The organism is Nocardioides plantarum, assembly GCF_006346395.1.
In the GTDB taxonomy this organism is placed as follows: domain Bacteria; phylum Actinomycetota; class Actinomycetes; order Propionibacteriales; family Nocardioidaceae; genus Nocardioides; species Nocardioides plantarum.
The window spans coordinates 2,481,721-2,506,537 of the sequence record NZ_VDMS01000001.1; the positions used below are offsets into that span (position 1 = coordinate 2,481,721).

24 protein-coding genes are annotated in these 24,817 nt (G+C 74.3%); 16 read left to right on the forward strand and 8 right to left on the reverse strand.

The window, feature by feature from the left end; all coding sequences use genetic code 11:
* Positions 1-16 precede the first annotated feature (16 nt).
* On the reverse strand, positions 17-811 hold the full coding sequence (locus tag FJQ56_RS11610; protein WP_140009546.1) for an HAD family hydrolase: 795 nt from the start codon (positions 809-811) through the stop codon (positions 17-19).
* A gap of 130 nt (positions 812-941) precedes the next feature.
* Between FJQ56_RS11610 and ssd the strand changes: the two genes are divergently transcribed.
* The 7 genes from ssd to FJQ56_RS11645 all read left to right on the forward strand — a co-directional run bounded on the left by ssd (position 942) and on the right by FJQ56_RS11645 (position 5,856).
* Positions 942-2,093 carry a septum site-determining protein Ssd gene (gene ssd / locus FJQ56_RS11615; RefSeq protein WP_140009547.1) on the forward strand — a complete coding sequence of 384 codons (1,152 nt, stop codon included), beginning with the start codon at positions 942-944 and terminating at the stop codon, positions 2,091-2,093.
* Positions 2,090-3,256, forward strand: coding sequence for a TadA family conjugal transfer-associated ATPase (locus FJQ56_RS11620; RefSeq protein ID WP_425464895.1), 1,167 nt, complete (start codon positions 2,090-2,092; stop codon positions 3,254-3,256). The genes ssd and FJQ56_RS11620 overlap by 4 nt, the downstream gene beginning before the upstream one ends.
* On the forward strand, positions 3,253-4,044 hold the full coding sequence (locus FJQ56_RS11625; RefSeq protein WP_140009548.1) for a type II secretion system F family protein: 792 nt from the start codon (positions 3,253-3,255) through the stop codon (positions 4,042-4,044). The genes FJQ56_RS11620 and FJQ56_RS11625 overlap by 4 nt, the downstream gene beginning before the upstream one ends.
* Positions 4,041-4,793 carry a type II secretion system F family protein gene (locus FJQ56_RS11630; RefSeq protein ID WP_246084088.1) on the forward strand — a complete coding sequence of 251 codons (753 nt, stop codon included), beginning with the start codon at positions 4,041-4,043 and terminating at the stop codon, positions 4,791-4,793. Before FJQ56_RS11625 ends, FJQ56_RS11630 begins: the two co-directional genes overlap by 4 nt.
* A gap of 141 nt (positions 4,794-4,934) precedes the next feature.
* The gene (locus FJQ56_RS11635) at positions 4,935-5,126 is read left to right on the forward strand and encodes a DUF4244 domain-containing protein (protein WP_140009549.1); all 192 of its coding nucleotides are present in this window, start codon (positions 4,935-4,937) and stop codon (positions 5,124-5,126) included.
* A 41-nt stretch (positions 5,127-5,167) separates the two neighbouring features.
* Entirely contained in the window at positions 5,168-5,500 is a 333-nt protein-coding gene (locus FJQ56_RS11640; RefSeq protein ID WP_246084089.1) for a TadE family type IV pilus minor pilin, read from the forward strand.
* Positions 5,497-5,856 carry an Rv3654c family TadE-like protein gene (locus tag FJQ56_RS11645; protein WP_140009551.1) on the forward strand — a complete coding sequence of 120 codons (360 nt, stop codon included), beginning with the start codon at positions 5,497-5,499 and terminating at the stop codon, positions 5,854-5,856. Before FJQ56_RS11640 ends, FJQ56_RS11645 begins: the two co-directional genes overlap by 4 nt.
* Before the next feature lie 8 nt (positions 5,857-5,864).
* Here FJQ56_RS11645 and FJQ56_RS11650 read toward each other — a convergent pair whose 3' ends face one another.
* Complete coding sequence (locus tag FJQ56_RS11650) at positions 5,865-8,273, reverse strand: DEAD/DEAH box helicase (protein WP_140009552.1); 2,409 nt, start codon at positions 8,271-8,273, stop codon at positions 5,865-5,867.
* 202 nt (positions 8,274-8,475) lie between these two features.
* Here FJQ56_RS11650 and FJQ56_RS11655 point away from each other — a divergent pair, with 202 nt between their 5' ends.
* The gene (locus FJQ56_RS11655) at positions 8,476-8,814 is read left to right on the forward strand and encodes an anti-sigma factor antagonist (RefSeq protein ID WP_140009553.1); all 339 of its coding nucleotides are present in this window, start codon (positions 8,476-8,478) and stop codon (positions 8,812-8,814) included.
* Between the two features lie 171 nt (positions 8,815-8,985).
* Positions 8,986-11,304, forward strand: coding sequence for a sodium-translocating pyrophosphatase (locus FJQ56_RS11660; RefSeq protein WP_140009554.1), 2,319 nt, complete (start codon positions 8,986-8,988; stop codon positions 11,302-11,304).
* A gap of 131 nt (positions 11,305-11,435) precedes the next feature.
* Here FJQ56_RS11660 and FJQ56_RS11665 read toward each other — a convergent pair whose 3' ends face one another.
* Complete coding sequence (locus FJQ56_RS11665; RefSeq protein ID WP_170215354.1) at positions 11,436-12,788, reverse strand: sensor histidine kinase; 1,353 nt, start codon at positions 12,786-12,788, stop codon at positions 11,436-11,438.
* Positions 12,785-13,471 carry a response regulator gene (locus tag FJQ56_RS11670; protein ID WP_140009556.1) on the reverse strand — a complete coding sequence of 229 codons (687 nt, stop codon included), beginning with the start codon at positions 13,469-13,471 and terminating at the stop codon, positions 12,785-12,787. Before FJQ56_RS11670 ends, FJQ56_RS11665 begins: the two co-directional genes overlap by 4 nt.
* Before the next feature lie 147 nt (positions 13,472-13,618).
* Here FJQ56_RS11670 and FJQ56_RS11675 point away from each other — a divergent pair, with 147 nt between their 5' ends.
* The 4 genes from FJQ56_RS11675 to FJQ56_RS11690 all read left to right on the forward strand — a co-directional run bounded on the left by FJQ56_RS11675 (position 13,619) and on the right by FJQ56_RS11690 (position 17,896).
* A complete protein-coding gene (locus FJQ56_RS11675; protein ID WP_140009557.1) occupies positions 13,619-14,248 on the forward strand; it encodes a hypothetical protein in 630 nt (209 codons plus the stop codon).
* A 66-nt stretch (positions 14,249-14,314) separates the two neighbouring features.
* Complete coding sequence (locus FJQ56_RS11680; protein ID WP_140009558.1) at positions 14,315-15,796, forward strand: DUF7059 domain-containing protein; 1,482 nt, start codon at positions 14,315-14,317, stop codon at positions 15,794-15,796.
* A gap of 67 nt (positions 15,797-15,863) precedes the next feature.
* Entirely contained in the window at positions 15,864-16,625 is a 762-nt protein-coding gene (locus tag FJQ56_RS11685; protein WP_140009559.1) for a cyclase family protein, read from the forward strand.
* Positions 16,626-16,831: 206 nt separating this feature from the next.
* Positions 16,832-17,896 (forward strand): DUF2510 domain-containing protein, encoded by a 1,065-nt coding sequence (locus FJQ56_RS11690; RefSeq protein ID WP_140009560.1) that lies wholly within the window; start codon positions 16,832-16,834, stop codon positions 17,894-17,896.
* A gap of 3 nt (positions 17,897-17,899) precedes the next feature.
* Here FJQ56_RS11690 and FJQ56_RS11695 read toward each other — a convergent pair whose 3' ends face one another.
* From FJQ56_RS11695 to FJQ56_RS22165, 3 genes are read right to left on the reverse strand one after another with little or no spacing between them, the layout of a single operon-like run.
* On the reverse strand, positions 17,900-18,277 hold the full coding sequence (locus FJQ56_RS11695) for a type II toxin-antitoxin system VapC family toxin (protein ID WP_140009561.1): 378 nt from the start codon (positions 18,275-18,277) through the stop codon (positions 17,900-17,902).
* Complete coding sequence (locus FJQ56_RS22160; RefSeq protein ID WP_170215355.1) at positions 18,274-18,516, reverse strand: type II toxin-antitoxin system VapB family antitoxin; 243 nt, start codon at positions 18,514-18,516, stop codon at positions 18,274-18,276. Before FJQ56_RS22160 ends, FJQ56_RS11695 begins: the two co-directional genes overlap by 4 nt.
* 17 nt (positions 18,517-18,533) lie before the next feature.
* Positions 18,534-19,340: a hypothetical protein gene (locus FJQ56_RS22165; protein ID WP_170215356.1), complete on the reverse strand. Its 807-nt coding sequence runs from the start codon at positions 19,338-19,340 to the stop codon at positions 18,534-18,536.
* Between the two features lie 208 nt (positions 19,341-19,548).
* On the opposite strand from FJQ56_RS22165, the gene topA reads away from it, so the two are divergent.
* Positions 19,549-22,332, forward strand: coding sequence for a type I DNA topoisomerase (topA, locus tag FJQ56_RS11705; RefSeq protein ID WP_140009562.1), 2,784 nt, complete (start codon positions 19,549-19,551; stop codon positions 22,330-22,332).
* A gap of 2 nt (positions 22,333-22,334) precedes the next feature.
* Here the strand turns inward: topA and FJQ56_RS11710 are convergent, their stop codons facing one another.
* Positions 22,335-22,775, reverse strand: a complete 441-nt coding sequence (locus tag FJQ56_RS11710) for an HIT family protein (RefSeq protein WP_211350845.1) — start codon at positions 22,773-22,775, stop codon at positions 22,335-22,337.
* 66 nt (positions 22,776-22,841) lie between these two features.
* Between FJQ56_RS11710 and tmk the strand changes: the two genes are divergently transcribed.
* Both tmk and FJQ56_RS11720 read left to right on the forward strand, forming a co-directional pair.
* Positions 22,842-23,501, forward strand: a complete 660-nt coding sequence (tmk, locus tag FJQ56_RS11715; RefSeq protein ID WP_246084090.1) for a dTMP kinase — start codon at positions 22,842-22,844, stop codon at positions 23,499-23,501.
* Positions 23,498-24,640 (forward strand): DNA polymerase III subunit delta', encoded by a 1,143-nt coding sequence (locus FJQ56_RS11720; RefSeq protein ID WP_140009564.1) that lies wholly within the window; start codon positions 23,498-23,500, stop codon positions 24,638-24,640. Before tmk ends, FJQ56_RS11720 begins: the two co-directional genes overlap by 4 nt.
* Positions 24,641-24,817 lie beyond the last annotated feature (177 nt).

Below are 24,817 nucleotides of genomic sequence, written 5' to 3' on the forward strand. Positions count from 1 at the left end.
TGGCAGCCGGATCGGTTCACGCGTCGCGCTGCTTCTTGCGCGCGTTGGTCCACAGCACCCCGCCGACGGCGACCGCGCCGCCGACCGCGAGGGCGGCGAGCGCCGGCTTCGCCGGTGGGAGGGGGACGCGCGAGCGCAGCGCGACCGGCTTGACGAACACCAGCACCGGCCAGCCGCGGGCCGCGGCCTCCTTGCGCAGGTCCTTGTCGGGGTTGACGGCATGGGGGAAGCCGACGGCCGCGAGCATGGGGACGTCGGTCACCGAGTCGCTGTAGCCGTAGCACTGCGCGAGGTCGTAGCCCCGCTCCTCGGCCAGCTGGCGGATGGCGCGGGCCTTCTCCTCGCCGAACGCGTAGTAGTCGATCTCGCCGGTGTACTTGCCGTCGACGATCTCGAGCCGCGACGCCACGACGTGGTCGGCGCCGAGCAGCTCGCCGATCGGCTCGACGACCTCGCTGCCCGAGGCCGAGACGATGACGACGTCGCGACCCGCGAGGCTGTGCTCGGCGATCAGGCCGACGGCCTCGTCGTAGACGATCGGGTCGACGACGTGGTGGAGGGTCTCGGCGACGATCTCGCGCACCGTGGCGACGTCCCAGCCACCGACCAGGCTCGACATGAACTGCCGCAGCTTCTCCATCTGGTCGTGGTCGGCGCCGCCTGCGAGGAAGACGAACTGCGCGTACGCCGAGCGCAGCACGGCCCGGCGGGAGATGAGCCCGCCGGCCTGGAACGGCTTGGAGAACGCGAGCGTGCTCGACTTGGCGATGATCGTCTTGTCGAGGTCGAAGAACGCCGCAGCGCGGGGCATGCGGCCATCGTAGGTGGGCGGGCCTGTGGAAATAGCCGGGAGTCCTCCACAGGCGGCGGGTCGCACGGACCCTCCACAGTCCGTACGCCGACGGGGCGGCCGGGCCCGGTGTGCGGGCGACCCTCGTTCCATGACCCTCGACCAGGCTCTCGTGCCCCATGACTCTCCTGCCGCTGGCGCCACTGCGCCCCCTCTGGTCGTCACCGCCGACCCCGCGCTGCGCGACGAGCTGTTGCGCCTGGCCGCGGCGGCCGGCGTGGCGCCGACGGTGGTGCCCGACCCGGGCGGCGCGCTGCGTGCGTGGGCGCGGGCTCCGGTGGTGCTGGTGGGTGGCGACCTCGCGGCCCCGCTCGCCGACCTCGGGCCCGAGCGCCGCGACGGCGTCCACGTCGTCACCTGGGGCAGCACCGACTCCTCGCTGTTCCGTTGCGGCCTGGCCCTGGGCGCCGAGAACGTCGCCGAGCTGCCGCGCTCCGAGGGGTGGGTCGTCGAGACGCTCACCGACCTCGGTGAGGCCGCCCGGCCGCGCGGGCTCGTCGTCGGGGTCGTCGGCGGCTCTGGCGGGGCCGGCGCCAGCACGCTCGCGGCCGCCCTCGGCCAGGTCGCGGCCCGCGCCGGCGACAGCGTCGTCATCGACTGCGACCCGTTCGGGCCCGGCCTCGACCGGGTCCTGGGCCTCGACCACAGCGTCGGCTTCCGCTGGGACGCGCTGTGCCAGACCACCGGGCGGCTCAGCGCCCGGGCCCTGCGCGAGGCGCTGCCCCGCCGCGGTCGCCTCGGCGTCCTCACCTGGTACGCCGCCGCGACCGCGACCCTGCAGGCCTTCGCCGTGCGCGAGGCACTGTCGGCCGCCCGCCGCGGCCACGACACCGTCGTCGTCGACCTGCCGCGCACCCCCGACCCGCTCGTCGACGAGGTCGCCTCGCGGTGCGACGTCCTGCTGGTCGCCACGGTCGGCACCGTCGCGGGCGTCGCGTCGTCGGCCCGGGTGTGCGCGCGTCACCGCGAGCGCGCCGCCACCGGCCTCGTGCTGCGCGGCCACGGCCTGCTCGAGCCCGACGTCGCCCGCGCCACCGCCACCCCGGTCCTCGCCGTGCTGCCCCACCAGCGCTCGCTGGCCGAGTCCGTCGACCTCGGGCTGGGCCCGGTCCGCAACCCGCGCAGCCCGTTCGGCCGGGCGTGCACCGACCTGCTGACCCTGCTCGCCGACCCCGTGCGACTGGCGGCGACGGGAGTCGCGGCCCGGGTGCCCGTCGGGGTGCCCCTGCGGGCCGCGTCGTGATCGACGAGCTGCCGCTCGGTCTCGTCGACGCCGCCCGCGAGGTCCTCGCCCGCAGCCCCGGCGACCTCACCCCGCACCGGGTGGCCCAGGCGCTGCGCGACACCGGCCGCCCGGTGGGTGACGCCACGGTCCTCGCCGTCCACGAGGTGCTGCGGCGTGACGTCGTCGGCGCGGGTCCCCTCGAGCCCCTCCTGGCCCTGCCCGGGGTGACCGACGTGGTGGTCAACGGGTCCGGCGCGGTCTACGTCGACCGCGGCGAGGGCCTCGAGCGCAGCGAGGTGTCGTTCCCCGACGACGAGTCCGTACGCCGCCTGGCCCAGCGGCTGGCCTCGCTCGGTGGGCGTCGCCTCGACGACGCGTCCCCCTACGTCGACCTCCGGCTCGCCGACGGCACCCGGTTCCACGCGGTGCTCGCGCCGATCGCCCGCCCGGGCACGGCGATCTCGCTGCGGGTCCCGCGCCACGGCGGCTTCACCCTCGACGAGCTGGTGGCCGCCGGCACGCTGTCCGAGCCGGTGGCGCGGCTGCTCGACCGGGTGCTGGCCGCGCGGCTCGCGTTCCTGGTCAGCGGCGGCACCGGCACCGGCAAGACGACCCTGCTGGCCGCCCTGCTGTCCCGGTTGCCGCCGAGCGAGCGGCTGGTGGTCGTCGAGGACGCCTCCGAGCTGCGCCCCGACCATCCCCACGTCGTCGGCCTGGAGGGTTGGCCCGCCAACGCCGAGGGTGCCGGGGCCGTCGACCTGCGCACCCTCGTACGGCAGGCGTTGCGCATGCGACCCGACCGGCTCGTCGTCGGCGAGGTGCGCGGCGGCGAGGTCGTCGAGCTGCTCGCCGCGCTCAACACCGGCCACGAGGGCGGCTGCGGCACGCTCCACGCCAACTCGGCGGTCGACGTACCCGCCCGCGTCGAGGCCCTCGCCCTCGCCGCCGGTCTCGGGCGCGAGGCGGCGCACAGCCAGCTCGCTGCCGCCGTCGACGTCGTGGTCCACCTCGCCCGTGGACCCGACGGCACGCGACGGGTCGCCCAGGTCGCGGTGCCCGGACGCGACGCCACCGGCCTGGTGACCATGGACGTCGCGGTCGAGGTGACCCCGGCGCTGACGCTCCACGAGGGCCCGGCGCTCGACCGCCTGCTCGACCGGCTCGACCGGGGACGGTCGTGACGGCGCTCCCGCTGCTGACGGCCGGCGCCGCAGCCGCCGCGGTCGCGCTGCTGCTGCCGGGCCCACCCCGACTGGTGGTCCGGGGTCGGCGGCGCCCACGGCGGGGCCCGGCGGTGGTCGTGCCTGTTGCGCTCGGCGTGGCGGTCGTGCTGGTCGTCGTCGGGGGCTCGCCCCGCCTGGTCGCCCTGGCCACGGTGGGTGTCCTCGCCGCGCTCGGCGGCGTACGCCTGTGGCGGGCCCGCGCAGCGCGCCTCGCCGCCACGGCGACCTCGGCGCGGGTCCTCGAGACCTGCGAGTCCCTGGCCGTCGAGCTCGGCGCCGGCCGACCACCGGCGACCGCGCTCGACCGGGCCGCCGACGACTGGCCCGCGCTCGCGCCCGTCGCCGAGGCCCACCGGGTCGGCGCCGACGTCCCCGCCGCCTGGCGCTCCCTCGCCGGGCAGCCCGGGGCGACCGACCTGCGGGTCGTCGCCGCCGCCTGGCAGGTCGCCCACCGCACCGGCGAGGGGCTGGCCGACACCCTCGACCGGGTCGCGGTCGGGATCCGTGACGCCCAGGCCACCCGCCGGGTCGTCGAGGGCGAGCTCGCCTCGGCCCGCGCCACGGCCAAGCTCGTCGCCGCGCTCCCGCTGCTCGCCCTCTCGATGGGCAACGGTGCCGGCGGCGACCCCTGGGGCTTCCTGCTCGGCCACCCCGTCGGGCTCGGCTGTCTCGCGCTCGGCCTGGGGTTCGCGTTCGTCGGCCTGGCCTGGATCGAGGCCTTGGCCCGCGAGGTCGACCGCCCGTGACCGGCTCGACGCCTCCGGTGCTAATCGCGGTGCCGATCGCGGTGGTGGTCGCCGTGCTGGCCGCCACGCTCGCGGTCGCGCTCCTGCTGCCGCCCCGCGTCCGGCTGCCGGCCCCGGTGGTGGTCGCCGCGACCGGGGCCGACCCGGGCTGGCTGCGCCGGCACCGCGCGCTGTGGTCGCTGCTCGCCGGCGCGGCCGGGGCGACCTTCGTGGGCGGGTCGGCGGGCCTGGTGGCGGCCGTGCTCGTCGCGGTCGGCGTGTGGGTCGTCGTCGGGCGGGCCGAGGCCCCCGAGACGCGCCGCGAGCGCGCCGAGGTACGCCGAGACCTCCCGGCGGTCGTCGCGCTGCTGGGGGCTGCGCTGCGGTCGGGGGCTGCGCCCGCCGATGCGATCGTGCTCGTCGCGCGGGCCCTCCCGGGTGCCGCTGCCCGGAGGCTCTCGCCGGTCGTGGCCCGCCTCGCGCTCGGCGTACCGGCCGCGACGGTGTGGGCCGACCTGGCCACCGATCCCGACCTCGCTCCGCTCGGGCGCACGATGGCGCGCGCCCACGACACCGGGGCCGCCGTGGTGCCGGCCGTCGAGCGGCTCGCCGACGACCTCGCCCGCCGGGCGCGCGCCGAGGTCGAGGACCGGGCCCGGGCGGTCGGGGTCAAGGCCGCGGTACCGCTCGGGCTGTGCCTGCTGCCGGCGTTCGTGCTGATCGGCATCGTGCCGCTGGTCGCGGGGCTGCTCGGCTCGATCGCCTGGTGAGCGATGACCACGAGTCGTCCACAGCGCGACCGCGCGCGGGCTCGTCCACAGGGCCCGGCCGACTGGTCGCGCCCGGTCCTCCTCGCGTCGCACTCTTCTCGCCGGGGCCGCATCGGGCGGCCCACGACCCCGGGAGAACCCATGCACCTGCGCCTGATCAGCTCCGCTCGCCGCCGCGACGAGCGCGGCATCACCACCGCCGAGTACGCCGTCGGCACGGCCGCCGGGGCCGGCCTGGCCGGCCTGCTCTACAAGATGCTCACGGGCGGCTTCGGCGACCAGCTGCTCACCTCGCTGTTCGACCACGTCCTCGGGCTGCTGGGCATCTCGTGACCCGTCGTCGCGCTCTGCGTCGCCGCGACCACCGCGGCGCCGTGACCGCCGAGCTGGCGATGGCCCTGCCGCTGCTGCTCGCCTTGACGATCGGGCTCGTCTGGTTGCTCTCGGTCGGGGCCGCCCAGGTGCGCACGGTCGACGCCGCCCGCGAGACGGCCCGCGCCCTGGCGCGCGGTGACGACCCTGCCGCCGCGGTCACCGCCGGCCGACGGGTCGCGCCCGACGGGGGGCGGGTCACGGTGACCTCCGGCGGCGGCGAGGTCGTCGCCACGGCCAGCGCGGAGGTCGACGGGCCGGGCGGGCTGTTCTCGGTGCTGCCGTCGGTCACCGTCCGGGCCGAGGCCGTCGCGCTCGCCGAGGAGCCGCCGTGAGTCGCCGCGGTGCGGTCGAGCGCGACGAGCGCGGGGCGGCGTCGGTCCTGGTGCTGGCCCTCGCCGGGGTGCTCGTGCTGCTGGGTGCGGCGCTGTCGGTGGTGGGGGCGATGGTCGTCGACCACCGCACCGCCCAGTCCGCCGCCGACCTGGCGGTCCTGGCCGCGGCCCGGGTGCTGGCCGACGGGGGTGATGCCTGCGGCGCGGCCGGCCGGGTGGCCGCGGCCAACGGGGCCGACCTCACCTCGTGCGTCGTGGCCGGCCGCGAGGTGAGGGTCGGGACGCGGGTGAGTGGCCCGCGCTGGCTCGGACAGCGCGGCGACCTCGAGGCCGAGGCGCGCGCCGGGCCCGGCTGACCCTGGGCCTAGGAGCCCGGCCGCGCGTCGGGGTCAGCCTCGGGCCCGGCGTCGGTGTCGGGGTCGGCGTGCTCGAGCAGCACGTCGAGCAGGCGCAGGGCGCCGGCCTTGTCGAGCGGGTTGTTCTGGTTGCCGCACTTGGGTGACTGCACGCACGAGGGACACCCGTGCTCGCAGCGACAGGCCGCGATGGTCTCCCGGGTGGCGCGCAGCCAGCGCCGTGCGGCGCGATAGCCGCGCTCGGCGAACCCGGCCCCGCCGGGCTGACCGTCGTGGACGAACACGGTGAGCACGCCGGTGTCGGCGTGCCGGGCCGTGGACACCCCACCGATGTCCCACCGGTCGCAGGTCGCCACGAGCGGCAGCAGCCCGATGGAGCAGTGCTCGGCCGCGTGCGCCGCGCCGGGCAGGTCGATGTCGTCGGCGCTCAGCCCGGCGTCGGCGAGCACGTCGTCGGGCACGGTCCACCACACGGCCGCGGTCGCCAGCGACTGGGCGGGCAGGTCGAGGGGCTGCTCGCCGACGACCTCGCCGGAGGGCTGGCTCCGTTTGAGGTAGGACACGACCTGGTGCGACACCTCGACGTCGCCCAGGAACAGCCGGCACCGGCCCCAGACGCGGTGCTCGCGCTCGCCGCGGATGACGATGTCGGTGACCTCACGCGCGCTCGTCGTGTAGCCCGGGTCGTGCCGCACGATGCTGGCGACGTGCTCGTCGAGGTCGAGCGACTCCACGAGCCAGGTGTCGCCCTGGTGCAGGTAGACCGCTCCGGTGTGGGCGGTGCCGTGGGCCCGCCCGGCGTCGACGGTGCCGACGACCCGCCCGGTGCCGCTCTCGACCAGGGCGATCGGCGACCCGCCGGCACTACGGATGTCGGTGAGGTCGGCCGCGCGGCGCCGGTCGGTCCAGAACCACCCGCGCGAGCGTCGCCGCAGCAGTCCGGCGTGGGTCAGGGTGGCGACGACCTCGGCGGCCCGCGGCCCGAAGTGGGGCAGGTCGGCCTCGGTCAGCGGACGCTCCTGGGCCGCCGCGCACAGGTGGGGGCCCAGGACGTGGGGGTTGTCGGGGTCGAACACCTGGGCCTCGACCGGCTGGCCCAGCAGCACGTCGGGGTGGTGGACCAGGTAGGTGTCGAGCGGGTCGTCGCGGGCGATCAGCACCCCCAGGGCGTCCTGCGCGCCGCGGCCCGCCCGTCCGACCTGCTGCCACAGGGCGGCCCGGGTGCCGGGGAACCCGGCGATGATCACGGCGTCGAGGCCGCTCACGTCGATGCCGAGCTCGAGGGCGTTGGTGGCCGCCAGCCCGACCAGGTCGCCACGGCGCAGGGCGGCCTCGAGCGCTCGTCGCTCCTCGGGCAGGTAGCCGCCGCGGTAGGCGGCGACGCGGCCGGAGAGCGCGGGGTCGACCTCCTCGAGCAGCGCGGCGGCGGTGAGCGCCACCTGCTCGACCCCGCGGCGCGAGCGCACGAACGCCAGCGTGTGGACGTCCTCGGCCACCAGGTCGGCGAGCAGGTCGGCGGCCTCGGAGGTCGCGGCGCGGCGTACGGGGGCGCCGTTCTCGCCGGTGTGGGTGGTCAGCGGTGGCTCCCACAGCGCCAGGGTCACCTCGCCACGCGGGGAGCCGTCGTGCGTGACGGCCTCGACCTCGAGACCCGTGAGCCGGGCGGCGGTCGCCGCCGGCTCGGCCGTCGTCGCCGAGGCCAGGACGAAGGTGGGCGAGGCGCCGTAGTGCTCGCAGAGACGACGCAGGCGTCGCAGCACGTGGGCCACGTGGGCACCGAACACGCCGCGGTAGTGGTGGCACTCGTCGACGACGACGTAGCGCAGCGACCCGAGGAACGATGCCCACCGCTCGTGTCCCGGGAGGATCGAGCGGTGCAGCATGTCGGGGTTGGTCAGGACGTACTCGCCGAACGCGCGGGCCCAGTCGCGCTCGTCGCGGCTGCTGTCGCCGTCGCACGTCGCGATGCGGGTGTCGAGCCGCAGCTCGCGCAGCGACTCGAGCTGGTCGTGGGCCAGTGCCTTGGTGGGCGCGAGGTAGAGCGTGGTCGCGCCGCGGCGCCCGCGGTCGCCGCGGCCCGCGGCGGCCGCACTCAGGGCGGGCAGCTGGTAGGCGAGCGACTTGCCCGAGGCGGTGCCGGTCGAGACCACGACGTGGCGCCCGGACCAGGCGGCGTCGGCCGCGGCCACCTGGTGCGACCAGGGCTGCGCGATGCCCCGGGCGGCCTGCGCCGCGACGACCGCGGGGTCGGCCCAGGCCGGCCAGGAGACCAGCTCGGCACGGCGTCCCGGACGCACCTCGAGGTGCGTCAGCCGACCGTCGCGCCCCGGTACGCCGGCCAGGCGGGCCACCAGATCGGCCACCGGTCGCCCGTCCCGGCCGCCGCCGCGGGTGGCGGCGGGTGCGGCGGCAGGCATGCTCGCGATGGTGGCACAGCCCGGGGACACCGCCCGCCCTCACCGGGGGGTGCGCACGCCCACGACACGACCTGACCCGCCCTGACCCGCCCTGACACGGCATGACCACGACTGACGCATCTCTTTACCATCGTCTGTGCGTGGCTGCGGCCGTCATGGTTTGATGTTCCAGCCCTGCCTCACCCCCCTCCCGGGAGATCACGTGGACCTCAGTCTCGCGACGCGCGACGTCGACGGGCGCACCATCGTCGCCGTCGGCGGTGAGATCGACGTCTACACGGCTCCCAAGCTGCGCGACAAGATCACCGAGCTGGTCGCCGGCGGTACCTATCACCTGGTGATCGACATGGAGGCCGTCGAGTTCCTCGACTCCACCGGGCTGGGCGTCCTGGTCGGTGGCCTGAAGAAGGTCCGTGCCCACGACGGCTCGCTGAGCCTGATCTGCAACCAGGACCGGCTGCTCAAGATCTTCCGCATCACCGGTCTGGCCAAGGTCTTCGTGATCCACGAGTCGGCCGACGCCGCGCTCGCGCAGGCCTGACCCGAGCCGCACCCACCCGCCTCGCGCCCCTGATCCCGGGGTCTGTGGCCCACATCACACCCCCGGGCTCACCTGGGGGCTGTTTCTGCGTAAACTCCGCGACGTCTCGTACATGACCTGGGTCACACCGGCCCGTGTCTGGCGTACGCCCACCTACGCAGGAGGAAACACATGGCCGGGATCGTTCCCGCAGCCGTCGACAGCGTCGAGGTCACCGGGGGCAACCTCGTCCTGGTGATCGTCGTCGCCCTGATCGCTCTCGGCGCCCTCGCGATGGCGTACGTGTTCCGGTCCGAGGTGTTGTCCGCGCCCGAGGGCACCGACAACATGAAGACCATCGCCCAGGCCGTGCAGGAGGGCGCCGACGCCTATCTGCAACGACAGTTCCGCACCCTGGCGGTCTTCGCAGGCGTGGCCTTCTTCGCGCTGCTCGCGCTGCCGGCCGACGAGTTCTCGGTGCGCATCTTCCGCTCCGTGTTCTTCCTGGTGGGTGCCGGCTTCTCGGCCGCGGTCGGCTACCTCGGCATGTCGCTGGCGGTGCGGGCCAACCTCCGGGTGGCCGCCGCGGCCAACACCGTGGGTCGCGAGCCGGCCATGACCATCGGCCTGCGCACCGGCGCCATGGTCGGCATGCTCACCGTCGGCCTCGGCCTGCTCGGGGCCAGCCTCGTGGTGATCTTCTTCCAGGAGGACGCCCCCGACGTGCTCGAGGGCTTCGGCTTCGGCGCCGCGCTGCTCGCCATGTTCATGCGGGTCGGCGGCGGCATCTTCACCAAGGCCGCCGACGTCGGCGCCGACCTCGTCGGCAAGGTCGAGAACAACATCCCCGAGGACGACCCGCGCAACGCCGCCACGATCGCCGACAACGTGGGCGACAACGTGGGCGACTGCGCCGGCATGGCCGCCGACCTGTTCGAGTCCTACGCCGTGACCCTGGTCGCCGCGCTGATCCTCGGCGCGCAGGCCTTCGGAGACAAGGGCCTCGTCTACCCGCTGCTCATCCCGGCCATCGGAGCCCTCACCGCCGTCCTCGGCGCCTACATCACCAAGCCGACCGCCGGGGTCAACGGCCTCTCGACGATCAACCGTGGCTTCTACATCTCCGCCGGCATCGGCGCCGTCGCCAGTGTCGTGCTGTCGTTCCTCTACCTGCCCACCAGCTTCGCCGACTTCGGCGAGCAGGGGTCCGTGCTCGACCTGATCTCCAAGGACGCCACGCCCGACGGCAACCCCGCCCTGATCGCCTCGATCGCCGTGGTCATCGGCATCGTGCTGGCCGCCGCCATCCTGGCCCTCACCGGCTACTACACCGGCACCGAGTACAAGCCGGTCAAGGACGTCGGCAAGACCTCGCTCACCGGCGCTGCGACCGTGATCCTCTCCGGCCTCTCGGTCGGCTTCGAGTCGGCCGTCTACACCACGCTGGTGCTCGGTGCTGCGGTCTTCGGGGCGTTCCTGCTCGGCACCGGCTCGCTGGCGATCTCGCTGTTCGCCGTCGCGCTGGCCGGGTGCGGCCTGCTCACCACGGTCGGCTCGATCGTGGCGATGGACACCTTCGGTCCCGTCTCCGACAACGCCCAGGGCGTGGCCGAGATGTCCGGCGACGTCAGCCCCGAGGGCGCCCAGATCCTCACCGACCTCGACGCGGTCGGCAACACCACCAAGGCCATCACCAAGGGCATCGCGATCGCGACCGCCGTCCTGGCCGCCACCGCGCTGTTCGGCTCCTACGCCACCACGGCCCTCGAGAAGCTCGCCGACGCCAACGCCCAGGACAACGAGCTCTTCAGCCTCTTCGTCTTCGACCCGTCGGTCCTCGTCGGCGTCCTGCTCGGGTCGGCCGTGGTGTTCCTCTTCTCCGGCCTGGCCATCAACGCGGTGGCCCGCGCGGCCGGTGCGGTCGTCTACGAGGTCCGCCGCCAGTTCCGCGAGATCCCCGGCATCATGGAGGGCACCGGTCGTCCCGAGTACGGCAAGGTCGTCGACATCGTCACGCGCGACTCCCTGCGCGAGCTGGTCACCCCCGGTGTCCTGGCCGTGATGGCCCCGATCGCGGTCGGCTTCGGGCTCGGCTTCACGGCCCTGGCCGGGTTCCTGGCCGGCGCCATCGGCACCGGCACCCTGATGGCGGTCTTCCTCGCCAACGCGGGCGGCGCCTGGGACAACGCCAAGAAGCTCGTCGAGGACGGCGCCCACGGCGGCAAGGGCTCCGACGCCCACGCGGCCACGGTCATCGGCGACACCGTCGGCGACCCGTTCAAGGACACCGCCGGCCCGGCCATCAACCCGCTGATCAAGGTCATGAACCTGGTCTCGCTGCTGATCGCCAGTGCCGTCGTCTCGCTCAGCATCGGCGACGACAAGAACGACGCCGCCCGCATCGCCATCGCGCTCGTCGCGGTCGCGATCATCGCGGTGGTCATCGTCATCTCCAAGCGCCGCGAGTCCGTCATCGGCGACGAGGTTCCCTCACCCACCACCCTCGCCTGACCCACGCCGACCCGTCGCCCATGGGCGACGGGTCAGCGTGATCTCGGGGCGAGGACTGCGAGGGAGACGAGTCCCGTGGCGTACCGCTGCGCTGCTGGTTCCTTGTCCAGGCGCGCTGAGGGGGTGGCCCCTCAGCCGTGGAGAGGCGATCGCGGGACGTGGATCGTGAAGCGAGCGCCGTGCTCGGGCGCCTGGTCGACCTCGATCGTCCCGCCGAGACGGGTGACCAGCCGGTGCACGATGGCCAGGCCGAGCCCCAGCCCGCCCGGCCGCGACCCCCGGTAGCGGTGGTGGAGGACCCCGGGCTCGAAGGCGACGAGCGCGTCGTCGGGGGTCAGGCCCGGACCCGAGTCGCGCACCTCGATCCGTACGCCGACCGAGTCGGTCGCCACCGCGATCACCACGACGTCGCCCGGGACGCAGACCCGCACCGCGTTGTCGACCAGGGCGTCCACGACCTGGCGCAGCCGGCTCCCGTCGGTCTCGGCGTACGACGGCCCGTCGGCCTGGCAGACCACGGTCACCCCCACCCTGCTGGCCCGCTCGTCCCACGCGGCTCGCGCGTGACGGAGCAGCTCGGCCACGTCGACCGGTCCGACGCGCAGGGCGAAGTCGTCGGCCTCCAGGCGGGCCAGGGCGAGCAGGTCGCCGACGTAGCGCTCGAGCCGGAGCGTCTCGGCGAGCATGGTCCGGGCCACCTCGGCGGTCTCCTCGGCGGGCACGACGCCGTCCGCTATGGCCTCGGCGTAGCCGCGGACGGCGGTCAGTGGCGTGCGCAGCTCGTGGGAGACCGACAGCAGGAACTCACGCTGTCGCCCCTCGCTGGTCGTCAGCGCCGTGTCGAGCGCGGCCAGCGCGGCCGTCACCTCGGTGACCTCGGTGACCCGCGAGCGCGGTAGCTCGACGCCGCGCTCGCCGGCCGCGAGTCGTCGCGCCGCCTGGCCGGTGCGTGTCAGGGGGTTGCCGAGCCGGACGGCGAGCAGCCACGCGACCGCCACCGCGCCGACCAGGCCGAGCGCACCGGCCAGCAGGACCCGACGCCGCAGCGCGGCGGCGGCGTCCCCGACCACGTCGGCGTCGGTCCCGAGCACGACCGCGCCGCCACCACGCGAGGCCCGCGCCTCGATCAGCAGCTCGGTGCCGTCGTACGACGCGCGGGTGGACACCGCGCGGCCCTCGAGCAGCGCAGCGACCTCGTCGTCGCTCAGGACGCTCGCGACTCCGGTCGGCGTGCCGTCGGCGGCGAGCGAGCCGACCTCGAACCCGGTCCGGCCGGTCACCCTCCGGACCCGTCCCGTCGCGCGCGCGGTCGCTGGCGCCTGGGCGAAGAACTCGGTCTGCCGCGACAGCGGCTCACGGACGGCGTCCTCGGCCGCCGAGCTCACCAGCGGGGCGACGAGCACCCCCGACAGGAGCGCGGACACCAGGGCGACTCCGGCGATCGCGAGCACGAGCCGCGTCGTCAGCGACCTGGACACCGTCACGTCCCCACGCGATAGCCCACGCCGCGGACGGTCTCGATGGGGCTGGCGCCACCGAGCTTGGTGCGCAGCTGGGCGACGTGCACGTCGACGGTCCGGCTGCCGCCGTAGTCGGCGACGCCCCACACCGACGCCATCAGCTCGGCCCGCTCCACCACCCGTCCCCCGGCGCGCAAGAGCTCGGCCAGCAGGTTGAACTCGGTGGCCGTCAACGCGACCTCGACCCCGTCGACGTGGACCCGCCGCGAGTCCGGGTCCAGCCGTACGCCGCCGGCCGCGAGGGCCAGCGACCCCGCGCGTCCCTCGCTGCGGCGCAGCACGGCCTTGACCCGGGCGACGAGCTCGCGAGGGGAGAACGGCTTGGTGACGTAGTCGTCGGCGCCGATCTCGAGCCCCACGACGCGGTCGACCTCGTCGTCGCGTGCGGTCACGAACAGCACCGGGGTCCAGTCGCCGCGCTCGCGCAGCGTGCGACACACGCCGATCCCGTCCAGCTCACGCGGACCGGGCAGGCCGACGTCGAGGATCACGGCCACCGGCCGCAGGCGCCCGACCGCGTCCAGGGCGCCGGCACCGTCCCGCTCGACGTGGACCCCGAAACCCTCCTGGGTCAGGTAGCGGCGCTCGACGTCGGCGATCGCGGGCTCGTCCTCGACCACGAGCACCAGTCCGCGTCCGTCGTCCACGGCCCCACCGTAGGGCCGCCGACCACCGGCTCCCAGTGCCGCGCGGCGTCCTTGCACAGCCCGAACACGGGCCTGACACGGCCGCCACCCGGCACCCGCAGGCTCGGACCCGTCAGACTCGACACGACCCACCGGAAGAAGACCACCATGCTGCTGCAGACGATCTCCACCAAGGTGACGACCACCGTGGCCGCGCTGTCCCTCGGTGCCGCCGGTGCCGCCGTCACCGTCACGGCGCTCCCCGACGGCGGCGCCCTCACCACCGTGTCCAGCACGACCACCGCCGACCCGACCGCCGACCCGACCGCCGACCCGACCGCCGGCGCGCGTACCGACCGCCGCGACCGCCGAGCCGACCGCCGGGCCGACCGCCGCGCCGAGCGGCTTGCCGCCCTGCCCGAGGCCCTGCGTGCCGACATCGAGGCGGCCCGCGATCTCGACGACCGGGAGGCACGCCGCGACGCCCGGGAGGCGATCAAGGACAAGGCGCTCGCCGGCGGCTACGGCACCCGGGTCCAGGAGCGAGCCACCAGGATCCGGGACCGCGTCGAGAAGCGGCTCGCCGCCCTGCCCGAGGCCCTGCGTGCCGACATCGAGGCGGCCCGCGGCCTCGACGACCGGGAGGCACGCCGCGACGCCCGGGAGGCGATCAAGGACAAGGCGCTGGCCGGGGACTACGGCGACGTGGTCCAGGGTCGGGCCGAGGCGCGGCGGGACCGCGCTGCCGGTCCGTCCCGCGGGCGCGGACACGGGCGTGGGCGTGGCCTGTTCGGCTGACTCGCCCGAGGTGGGCGCCGTGGATCCGCCCGGCGCCCGGCGTACCCGATCGGACAGGATGGCCGGGTGAACCCTGCCACCGCCCCCGCACTGCGCGAGGCGCTCGTCGCCGCCGACTTCACCTACGACGGCGTCGCCGAGGTGCTGGGCCCGCGGGCCCACGACGCGCTGGCGCGCAACGAGACGGCGCCCGGGCTCGCACGCACCCGGGGCGGCGGGCCCCTGGAGACCCTCGCCCGGCTGTTCCTGCTGCAGACCACCGTGACCCTCACCGAGGCCGAGCGCGCCCTGCCCGGCCTGGTCGACCGGCTCGCGGTCGACGGGCTGCTCGAGCGCAGCGTCGGCGAGGTGGCCGCACGCCTGGACTGCCGTCCCTACACGATCGCCGACGGTGACGTCGACGACGACCTGTGGGTCGTCAGCGACCTCACGCCCGGCCTCGACGGCGGGCCCCAGCGGGTCGGCGCCGACCACGTCCTCGGCATCAGTCCGGCCTCCACCTCCCTGGCCCAGCTGACCATCCGGGAGCCCGTCGGATCTGCGCTCGACCTCGGCACCGGGTGCGGGGTGCAGGCGCTCCACCTCGCCCGTCACGCCGGCCGCGTCGTCGCGACCGACGTCAACGCCCGCGCGCTGGACCTCACCCGCTTCAACGCCGCGCTCAACGAGGTGGACGTCGACGTCCGCGACGGGTCGTTCTTCGAGCCGGTGCGCGGCGAGCGGTTCGACCTGATCGCGACCAACCCGCCCTTCGTCATCTCCCCGGCGACGGGGCAGCGCCTCGTCTACCGCGACTCGGGGCTGCCTGGCGACCGGGTCGTGGAGGACATCGTGCGGACGGCGTCCCGCCACCTCAACCCCGGCGGCTGGTGCCAGGTGCTCGCCAACTGGGTCATCGAGCGCGACCGTCCCTGGGACGAGCGGCTGGCCGGCTGGCTGCCCGAGCGGCACGACGCGCTCGTGGTCCAGCGCGAGGTGCTCGACCCCGCGGCGTACGTCGAGATGTGGCTCAAGGACGCCGGTCAGCACGGCGCCCCCGACTACCTCACCCGCTACGACACCTGGCTGTCGTGGTTCGACGAGCAGGGTGTCGAGGCGATCGGCTTCGGCTGGATCAACCTGCACGCCGTCGACGTCGACGACCCGCGCACCGACCTGCTGTCCTGGCCGTACGACGTCGAGCAGCCGATCGCGGCGGCCATCCACGCGTGGGGCGACGCGGCCCGCGTGGCGGCAGCCGGGGTCGGACCCGACGCCTATCTGCAGGCGCGCGCCGACGTCGTGCAGGAGACCCGCGGCCCGGTCGGCGTCGAGGACCCCGAGACGATCGTGCTGCGTCAGCAGGTCGGCTTCCGCCGGGCCCGCCCGGCCGACACCGTCGAGGCCGCCCTGGTCGGCGCCTGCGACGGCGACCTGTCCGTGGGGGCGATCCTCGACGCCGTCGCCGAGCTGCTCGGCGCCGACACCGCGGCGACGCGCGCGACGTACCTCCCGGTCGTGGCCGACCTGGTCGCCGAGGGGTTCCTGACCCCGGTGACGCCTCGCTGAGGGCGGTGAGCGCGGCGATCCCGTCCGAGGTGGTCAGTCGGGTCCCGCGACGTGCGAGCCTGGGCGCATGACCGACGATCACTCGCCCTTCCCGCTGTGGGCGCTCCAGCGTCGCCTCCTGGCCGACCACGTCTTCACCGACCTGACGCACGCCTTCCACCCCGGACAGCCGCACTTCCCGCAGTTCCCCGACGAGGAGCGCGACCAGGTCTTCGACATGGCCGACGGGGCCGGCTTCAACGTGCACCGCTACACGCTCGTGGGTCAGTGGGGCACCCACGTCGACCCGCCGTCGCACTTCGTCCAGGGCGCCCGGACCCTCGACGAGGTCCCGGTCGAGCAGATGGTCCTGCCGCTGGTGGTGCTCGACATCTCCGAGCGCGTCGCCGCCGACGCCGACGCCGTGCCGACCCTGGCCGACGTCACCGCGTGGGAGGAGCGCCACGGCCCGATGCCGAGCGGTTGCTTCGTGGCGTTGCGCACCGACTGGTGGAAGCGCTGGCCGGACGCCGCCGCCATGGAGAACCGCGACGCCGACGGCACCAGCCACGCCCCCGGCTGGTCGCGCGAGGTGCTCGAGGACCTGATCACCCGCGTCGGGGCCGTCGCGGTCGGGCACGAGCAGACCGACACCGACGCCGGGGCGTCGACCTCGGCGGGGGACTACGGGCTCGAGCTCCTCGTGCTCGAGCACGACCTGTGGCAGCTGGAGCTGATGGCGCGTCTCGACGAGGTGCCCGAGGCCGGCGCCCTCGTCGTCGCGTCGTGGCCCAAGCCGCTGGGCGGGTCCGGGTTCCCGGCCCGGGCGTTCGCGATCCATGCCCGGTGACGGTCTGACCCTGCTGGCGCTTCTGGCCTCGTGGCACGGGGCCGAAGTTCTTGGCCGCTTCGCGCACTGATGGCACGCACCTCGCGGCAGCGGCGATCCTCGGAAGACGACCAGGTATGCCGTCGGACCGCCGCCACCGCGAAGGCACGCACCCTGAGCACGCCAAGCCATCAAGAACTTCGGACCCGCACCACTAGGGTTTCCGCGTGGCGACTCCAGGGTGGTACCCCGACCCGGCCGGGCGCCCCGGCGCCTTCCGCTACTGGGACGGCCAGGACTGGGGCGCCGAGGCGACCGAGCACCCGTACGCCGCCCCGCCGACGGCCCCGCCCCACCGGGGCACCCCGACGTACCAGTCCTACGCGACCGAGCCGGCCGCGTCGTACCCCCCGCTCGGCTCCCAGGGCTACGCGCCGCAGGGCTACCCGCCGCAGGGCTGGTCCCCGGATCCCCCGCGGAGCTCGGGTCGGGCGGTCTGGCTGGTCCTGCTCGCCGTCCTGCTCACCCTCGTGCTCGGGGTCGCCACGTTCCTCGTCGTCCGGCCCCTGGTCGACGACGACGACGGGTCCGCGGCGCGCGACACCTCCACCACGGGTCCGGTGAGCCAGGACCCCGCCGACCGGCCGAGCGACCAGCCGAGCGAGCAGCCGAGCGAGCAGCCCACCGACCAGCCGAGCGATCAGCCCACCTCGGACCTGTTCACCGACGACCGCACCCCGAGCGCGCGCCAGTGCGCCGGCGGGTCGCCGCGCCAGGGTGCGGTCAGGATCACCGGTGGCAAGCAGAAGGGCGGTGGCCTGACGATGCCGGCGCCCGCGGGGTTCTCCGACGCCGACCCGCTGGACCAGGCCCGCGCCTTCACCTTCGCCACCGGCGTCTCGGCACCCTCCAAGATCGTCGCGGACGGCTGGGTCGCCGTGACCGCGCTCGGTGCCCTGCCCCGCGTGAACGGCTTCGGCTCGACCGGTCAGGCGGCCGCCGAGGTGCTCGAGTGCATGACCCAGTCGTCCGAGTTCTACGAGAACTTCAGCAGCGCCCGGGTCACCGGCGCCCGGGCCATCGAGGTCGACGGGCACCCGGCCTGGGTCGTCGACGCCGAGATCCGCGTCGACGACCCGGAGATCGACGTCGAGGGCGACGTGGCCCGGGTCGTCGTGGTCGACACCGGCGACCTGGAGAGGTACGGCGTGCTCGTCAGCCTCGTGGCGATCGGGCAGGACGAGCTGCTCGCCCAGCAGCGGGCGCTGGTCGACGACCTCACCGTCGACTGATCCTCAGGCGAGCGCCGGCGTGACGTCGGTGTGGGTGAAGTCGTCGCCCTTGAACAGCAGCGGGTCGCCGGTCGTCATCGCCAGGGCATAGGCCATGCAGTCGCCGAAGTTGAGCCGGGCCGGGTGTCCCGAGCCCTTGCCGAAGCGCGCGTAGGCGTCTCTCGCCACCAACGCCTGCTCACGGTCGAAAGCGACGACCTCGACGTCAGCGAGGACGATGTCGAGCTCGCGGGCTCGCTCGGGGCCGGCGACGAGGCTCGCCTCGAGGAGGGTCGGCGCGGCGATCCGCGCCCGCTCGCTCGACCCGAGGGCGTCGCGGTGCGCCCCGTAGCCGGGTTCGCGACGCAGGATGGCGATTACGGACGAGGCATCGACGATCACCGGGGCAGCCCGTGGTCGTCGTAGAGGTCGTCCTCGGTGAGCCAGGGGGCGTCGACGGCGGACGCGACCTGCGCGGCCGCCTCGATGCGGGCGATGCGGGCCTGCCCGTCCGTCGTACGCCGGGCCAGCGCCTCGACCAGCGCCCCACGCACCGCCGCCGTCATCGAGGTCCCGCGCTGGTCGGCCAGCGCGGCGGCGAGGCGGTAGACCTCGGGGTCCTTGATGTTCAGGGTCGGCACCTCCGCGATTCTACCTGTCACGGTAGAACGGTCTCCGGGATCATCGCCCGGGCCTGGTCGCGCAGCGTGACCAGTCGGCGCCGGGTGGAGGCGAGCAGCAGGTCGGGCCGACCGCGCAGCTCGACGTCGAACGATCCCGGCCACGGCCACGGCCACGGTCGCGGCGCGTGGCCGGCGTAGACCTCGAGGCTGCGCCTGACGGTCTGGCCCGGTGACGAGATGCCACTGGACCCGAGCCCGAGATGGCGCGAGAGGTCGCCCTGGGTGACCCGGCCGTGCGGCCCCAGCAGCCCGTTGGCGCGCCCGACGGCCCAGCAGACGCCGCCCGCGACCCGCGCCGCCGACTTCAGGCGCACGTGGGGGTCGGCCTCCCAGAACGCCGCCAGGGCACGGCGCAGCGCGACCGCGGTCTCGGGGTCGAAGTAGGTGGCGGCGGCGCGGTCGAGCAGGGCGGCGGCCTCGGCGAGGTGGTCGCGGGCGGTCGCGTCGTCGGCCACCGGCAGCGCGACGATGCCGGTGAGCGGCTCGGCGTCGAGCGCGTCGAGGGCGGTCCGGCCGCCGCACACGGCGGCCAGCCAGGTGAGGACCTGCTCGTGGTGCGGGGGCTCCGGGGGAGGGGCCGGACGGCGCTCGCGGTCGAACCGCTCGGCGTGGTGGGACCACCGGGTGTCCTCGACGGGCTCGTGCCACAGGTCGACGAGCCGGCCGTCGACGAGCACCAGGTGGGTCAGGCGCTCGGGCAGCGAGGAGGAGTGCGGGTCGTCGTACGTCGAGGACCGACGGTCGTCGTCGTAGCCGGGCAGGGAGTAGAAACGGGGGTGCATGGCGGTGGGTCCTTCCGAGAGGGGCCGAGCGTGGGGATCCGAGGCTGGCACAGCAGACCGACGGTCCCGGGAGTTCTCCACAGGCGTCCCCGGCTCGGTCCCCGGGAGCCCGGATGGGTCGGGTGCTGGACAGCACGCGCTACCGTGATCGGCCGTGAGCCCCGGACGGGGCCCGCGGATCAAGGCCGGCAAGGAGCATCTGAGTCCAGTGGCACACAAGTTGGTGATCGTCGAGTCCCCGGCGAAGGCCCGCACCATCGGTGGTTACCTCGGCGACGACTACGTCGTGGAGTCGTCGATCGGGCACATCCGCGACCTCCCCAACAACGCCGCCGACACGCCAGCCAGCATCAAGGACAAGCCCTGGGGCCGCCTCGCGGTCGACGTGGACAACGAGTTCACTCCTTACTACGTGGTGCCCCGCGACAAGAAGTCGCACATCAGCAAGCTCAAGGGCCTGCTCAAGGACGCCGACGAGCTCTTCCTGGCCACCGATGAGGACCGCGAGGGTGAGGCCATCGCCTGGCACCTCCTCGACGAGCTCAAGCCCAAGAAGGGCGTCGAGGTCAAGCGGATGGTGTTCCACGAGATCACCAAGCAGGCGATCCTCGACGCCGCCGCCAACCCGCGCGAGATCGCGATGGACCTCGTCGAGGCCCAGGAGACCCGCCGCATCCTCGACCGTCTCTACGGCTACGAGGTCAGCCCCGTGCTGTGGAAGAAGGTCATGTCCGGCCTGTCGGCCGGCCGTGTGCAGTCGGTCGCGACGCGTCTGGTCGTCGACCGCGAGCGGCTACGCATCGCCTTCCGCGCCGCGTCCTACTGGGACCTCGAGGGCACCTTCGACGCCGGCAGCAAGCACGAGCAGCGGATGTTCCCGGCCAAGCTGCACTCCCTCGACGGCACCCGCGTCGCGACCGGGGCGAGCTTCGGGCCCGACGGCCAGCTCAAGGCCGGCTCGTCGGTCGTCCACCTCGACCGGGCCCGGGCCCAGTCGCTGGTCAGCGCGCTGGCCGACACGACGTACGACGTCCGCTCGGTCGAGGCCAAGCCCTACCGCCGCTCGCCCTACGCGCCGTTCCGTACGACGACCCTGCAGCAGGAGGCCGGCCGCAAGCTCGGCATGAGCGCCTCGGTGACGATGTCGGTCGCCCAGCGGCTCTACGAGAACGGCTACATCACCTACATGCGCACCGACTCGACGACCCTGTCGGGCGGGGCGATCAACGCCGCCCGCAGCCAGGCTCGTGAGCTCTACGGCGCCGAGTACGTCCCCGACGCGCCGCGCAGCTACACCTCCAAGGTCAAGAACGCGCAGGAGGCCCACGAGGCGATCCGCCCCGCGGGCGAGTCGTTCCGCACCCCGGCGCAGACCGGGCTGACCGGCGACCAGTTCCGCCTCTACGAGCTCATCTGGATGCGCACCGTCGCCTCGCAGATGAAGGACGCCACCGGCCAGTCGGTCTCGATCCGCGTCGGCGGCGCGGCCAGCACGGGCGAGGACGTCGTGTTCGGCGCCTCGGGCCGGGTGATCACCTTCCACGGCTTCCTCAAGGCCTACGTCGAGGGCACCGACGACGACGGCGCCAAGGACGACCAGGAGACCCGGCTGCCCAACCTCGCCGAGGGCGACCCGGTCAGCGCTGCGTCGCTCAACGCCCACGGTCACGAGACCAAGCCGCCGTCGCGCTACACCGAGGCCACGCTGATCAAGGAGCTCGAGGACCGCCAGATCGGCCGCCCCTCGACGTACGCCTCGATCATCAGCACGATCCTCAACCGCGGCTACGTCTACAAGAAGGGCACGGCCCTGGTGCCGGCCTGGCTGGCGTTCTCGGTGATCCGGCTGCTCGAGGAGCACTTCCCGCGGCACGTGTCCTACGAGTTCACCGCCGACATGGAGGACGTGCTCGACGAGATCGCCGGTGGTCGCAAGGACCGCGTCTCCGAGCTCACCGAGTTCTACTACGGCTCCGACAACGTGCCCGGACTGCACGCGCTGGTCAACGGCCTGGGCGACATCGACGCCCGTGAGCTGGCGACGTTCCCCGTCGGCGACCCCGAGCTCGGCATCAACCTGCGGGTCGGGCGCTACGGGCCCTACCTCGAGGGACCCGACGACGAGGGCAACCCCGCCGGCAAGCGCGCCAACGTGCCCGACGACCTGCCGCCCGACGAGCTCACCCTCGAGAAGGCCGCCGAGCTGTTCGCCAACCCGGCCGGCGAGGAGATCGAGCTCGGCAAGCACCCCGAGACCGGGCTGCGGGTCGTGGCTAAGAACGGGCGCTACGGCCCCTACGTCACCGAGGACCTCCCCGAGGACGCGAAGAAGAACGACAAGCCCCGCACGGGCTCGCTGTTCAAGTCGATGTCCCTCGACACCGTCACCCTCGACGACGCGGTCAGGCTGCTGTCGCTGCCGCGCGTCGTCGGCGTCGCGCCGCCCGCCGAGGGCGCCGAGGGCGAGGCTGCGAAGGGCGAGGAGATCACCGCCCAGAACGGCCGCTACGGCCCCTACCTCAAGAAGGGCACCGACTCCCGCTCGCTGACCACCGAGGAGCAGCTCTTCACCGTCACCCTCGACGAGGCGCTGAAGATCTACGCCCAGCCCAAGCAGCGCGGTCGCGCCGCCGCCGCGCCGCCGCTCAAGGAGCTCGGCAACGACCCGGTCTCCGGCCAGCCGATCGTGGTCAAGTCGGGCCGCTTCGGCGAGTACGTCACCGACGGCGAGTTCAACGCCACGCTGCGCAAGGACGACTCGGTCGAGTCGATCACCACCGAGCGGGCCGCCGAGCTGCTGGCCGACCGGCGCGAGCGCGGACCCGCCAAGAAGGCGGCCAAGAAGGGCGCCAAGAAGGCCCCGGCCAAGAAGGCTCCCGCCAAGAAGGCCGCTGCGAAGAAGACGACGGCCGCCAAGACCGCCGCCAAGAAGGCTCCCGCCAAGAAGACCGCCGCGAAGAAGACGACGAAGGCCGCGGCCAAGAAGTCCTGAGCTCAGGTCGTCGCGCGCCGGCCGATCAGGACCGCCAGCCGGTCCTGCTCGTCGTCGGACACCCTGCTCGACTCGTCGGCCCCGAGGTAGCCGAACACCCGCGGGCCGGTGCGGTCGGCGGGTTGGTCGGCCATCCGCGGCACCAGGTGCACGTGCAGGTGCTCGAACCCCTCCGCCTCGCTGAACTGCATGACGTAGGTCTTGGTGCACCCGAGCACCTGGCGCAGCGCCGCGCTCAGTCGCCCCAGCAGGGAGCCGAGCTCGTCGTGGGCGGCCGTCGGGAGCTCGTCGAGCGCCAGGACGTGGCGCCGTGGGACCAGCACGAGCCAGCCCGGCAGCGCGCTGTCGAAGGCGTGCCCGACGCGCCAGTGCTCGGTGCGCAGCAGGGCCTCGCGCGGCGGGAGGTCCAGGGGCTCGCGCACGCAGTTGTAGCACTCGGTCACGGGCCGATCCAACCATCGCCTCGACCAGCGGGCCGCGCTGTCGGTGCCACGTCGTAGGTTCTTCCCGTGCCCCTGCCCCTCTCGCCCCCGACGTACGCCGACCGTGGCGTGTTCGTGTGCTTCGAGGGGGGCGAGGGCTCGGGCAAGTCCACGCAGAGCAAGCGCCTGACGACCTGGCTCGCGTCGTCGTCCTACGACGTGGTCCCGACCTTCGAGCCCGGCGACACCGAGGTCGGCCGCGAGGTGCGGCGCATCGTGCTGAGCCCCGAGACCGGCGAGCTCGACGACCGCACCGAGGCGCTGCTCTATGCCGCAGACAAGGCCGAGCACGTCGCGACGCTGGTGCGCCCGGCGCTCGAGCGGGGCGCGGTGGTGATCACCGACCGCTACGTCGACTCCACGCTGGCCTACCAGGGCGCCGGCCGCGCGCTCGACGTCGCCGAGGTCGAGGCGGTCGCCCGCTGGGCCACCGGCGGCCTGCGGCCCCACCTGACCGTCGTGCTCGACCTGGCCCCCGAGGCCGGGCTGGGTCGCTTCGCCGGCCGTGACCGCATCGAGGGCGAGTCGCTGGAGTTCCACCAGCGGGTGCGTGCGGCGTTCGTCGCCATGGCGGCCGCCGACCCCGACCACTACCTCGTCCTCGACGCCCGCGCCGACGTCGACGCGATCGAGGCCGCCGTACGCCGCGCGGTCGAGCCGCTCCTGCACCAGGCGGTGCGCCGATGAGCGTCTGGGACGACCTGGTCGGCCAGGAGCACGCCGTGACCGCGCTGCGCCGCGCGGTCGGCGGCGACGGCATGACCCACGCGTGGCTCTTCACCGGGCCTCCGGGCTCGGGCCGCTCCAACGCGGCGATCGCGTTCGCCGCGGCGCTGCAGTGCCCCCGGGGCGGCTGCGGCGAGTGCCACGACTGCCGCACCGCGCTGGCCGGCAGCCACGCCGACGTCAAGATCCACCGCACCCAGAGCGTGCAGCTGCGCATCCACGAGGCCAAGGAGCTCACCCGCCAGGCCGCGCTCAGCCCGGTCGGCACGCGCCAGGTGTTCGTCATCGAGGACGCCGACCGCTTCAACGACTCCTCGGGCAACGCGATGCTCAAGGCGATCGAGGAGCCCCACCCACGCACGGTCTGGCTGCTGTGCGCACCGACCCTCGAGGACGTCCTGCCGACGATCCGGTCGCGCTGCCGGCAGGTCAACCTCGCCACGCCCCGGCCGAGGGACGTGGCCGCCTTCCTGGTCCGCACCGAGGGCGTGCCCGAGGCGCTCGCCGCGCACGCCGCACGCGCCAGCCAGGGCCACATCGGTCGCGCCCGGGCGCTGGCGCTCGACGAGGACACCCGCAACCGGCGCCGCGAGGTCGTCTCGTTGCCCGTGCGGCTGACCTCGCTCGGCGCCTGCATGACCGCCGCCAGCAACCTCGCCGAGGTGGCCAAGCAGGAGTCCGAGGCCATCACCGGTGAGCTCGACGCCCGCGAGAAGACCGCCCTCGACACGGCGTACGGCGTCGAGGAGCGCGGCCGCCGCCCCCGCGAGTACGGCCCCGCCCTCAAGGAGATGCTCGACGACCAGAAGCGCCGCTCGCGTCGGCGGCTCATCGACGTCGTCGACCGCGGCCTGATGGACCTCGTCTCGGTCTACCGCGACGCCATCGCCGTCGCGCTCGGCGCCCCCGGCGAGCTGGTCAACGCCGAGATGCGCACCGACATCGCCGACCTGGTCCGCGACTCCACCCCCGAGCTCAACCTGCGTCGCATCGACTGGATCTTCGAGGCGCGCGAGCAGATGGTCGAGTTCAACGTGCCGGTCCAGCTCGCCCTCGAGTCGATGATGGTCGCGCTCAAGGTGCCGGGTCGCGGCGAGTAGGCGCGGGTAGGGCCGTTCGGGCGGTGCGTGAGCCACGGAATCCGGTTCCGAGATCAACCCGATTCGGTGGCACACGCCCCGCTGCAGGCCAGGATCCGTCCACACCGGTCGAGTGGAGTCGGTTGTCCACACGCGGTAGGACGCGTGCTGGCGACGAGGCGCCCCGGTGCCGACGCT

Excerpts from the sequence above, each read along its gene's own strand:
- FJQ56_RS11650 (WP_140009552.1), bottom strand. The coding sequence starts at position 8,273 with ATGCCTGCCGCCGCACCCGCCGCCACCCGCGGCGGCGGCCGGGACGGG.
- FJQ56_RS11675 (WP_140009557.1), top strand. The coding sequence starts at position 13,619 with ATGCTGCTGCAGACGATCTCCACCAAGGTGACGACCACCGTGGCCGCG.
- ssd (WP_140009547.1), top strand. The coding sequence starts at position 942 with ATGACCCTCGACCAGGCTCTCGTGCCCCATGACTCTCCTGCCGCTGGC.
- FJQ56_RS11635 (WP_140009549.1), top strand. The coding sequence starts at position 4,935 with ATGCACCTGCGCCTGATCAGCTCCGCTCGCCGCCGCGACGAGCGCGGC.
- FJQ56_RS11610 (WP_140009546.1), bottom strand. The coding sequence starts at position 811 with ATGCCCCGCGCTGCGGCGTTCTTCGACCTCGACAAGACGATCATCGCC.
- FJQ56_RS22165 (WP_170215356.1), bottom strand. The coding sequence starts at position 19,340 with ATGCACCCCCGTTTCTACTCCCTGCCCGGCTACGACGACGACCGTCGG.
- FJQ56_RS11685 (WP_140009559.1), top strand. The coding sequence starts at position 15,864 with ATGACCGACGATCACTCGCCCTTCCCGCTGTGGGCGCTCCAGCGTCGC.
- FJQ56_RS11660 (WP_140009554.1), top strand. The coding sequence starts at position 8,986 with ATGGCCGGGATCGTTCCCGCAGCCGTCGACAGCGTCGAGGTCACCGGG.
- FJQ56_RS11720 (WP_140009564.1), top strand. The coding sequence starts at position 23,498 with ATGAGCGTCTGGGACGACCTGGTCGGCCAGGAGCACGCCGTGACCGCG.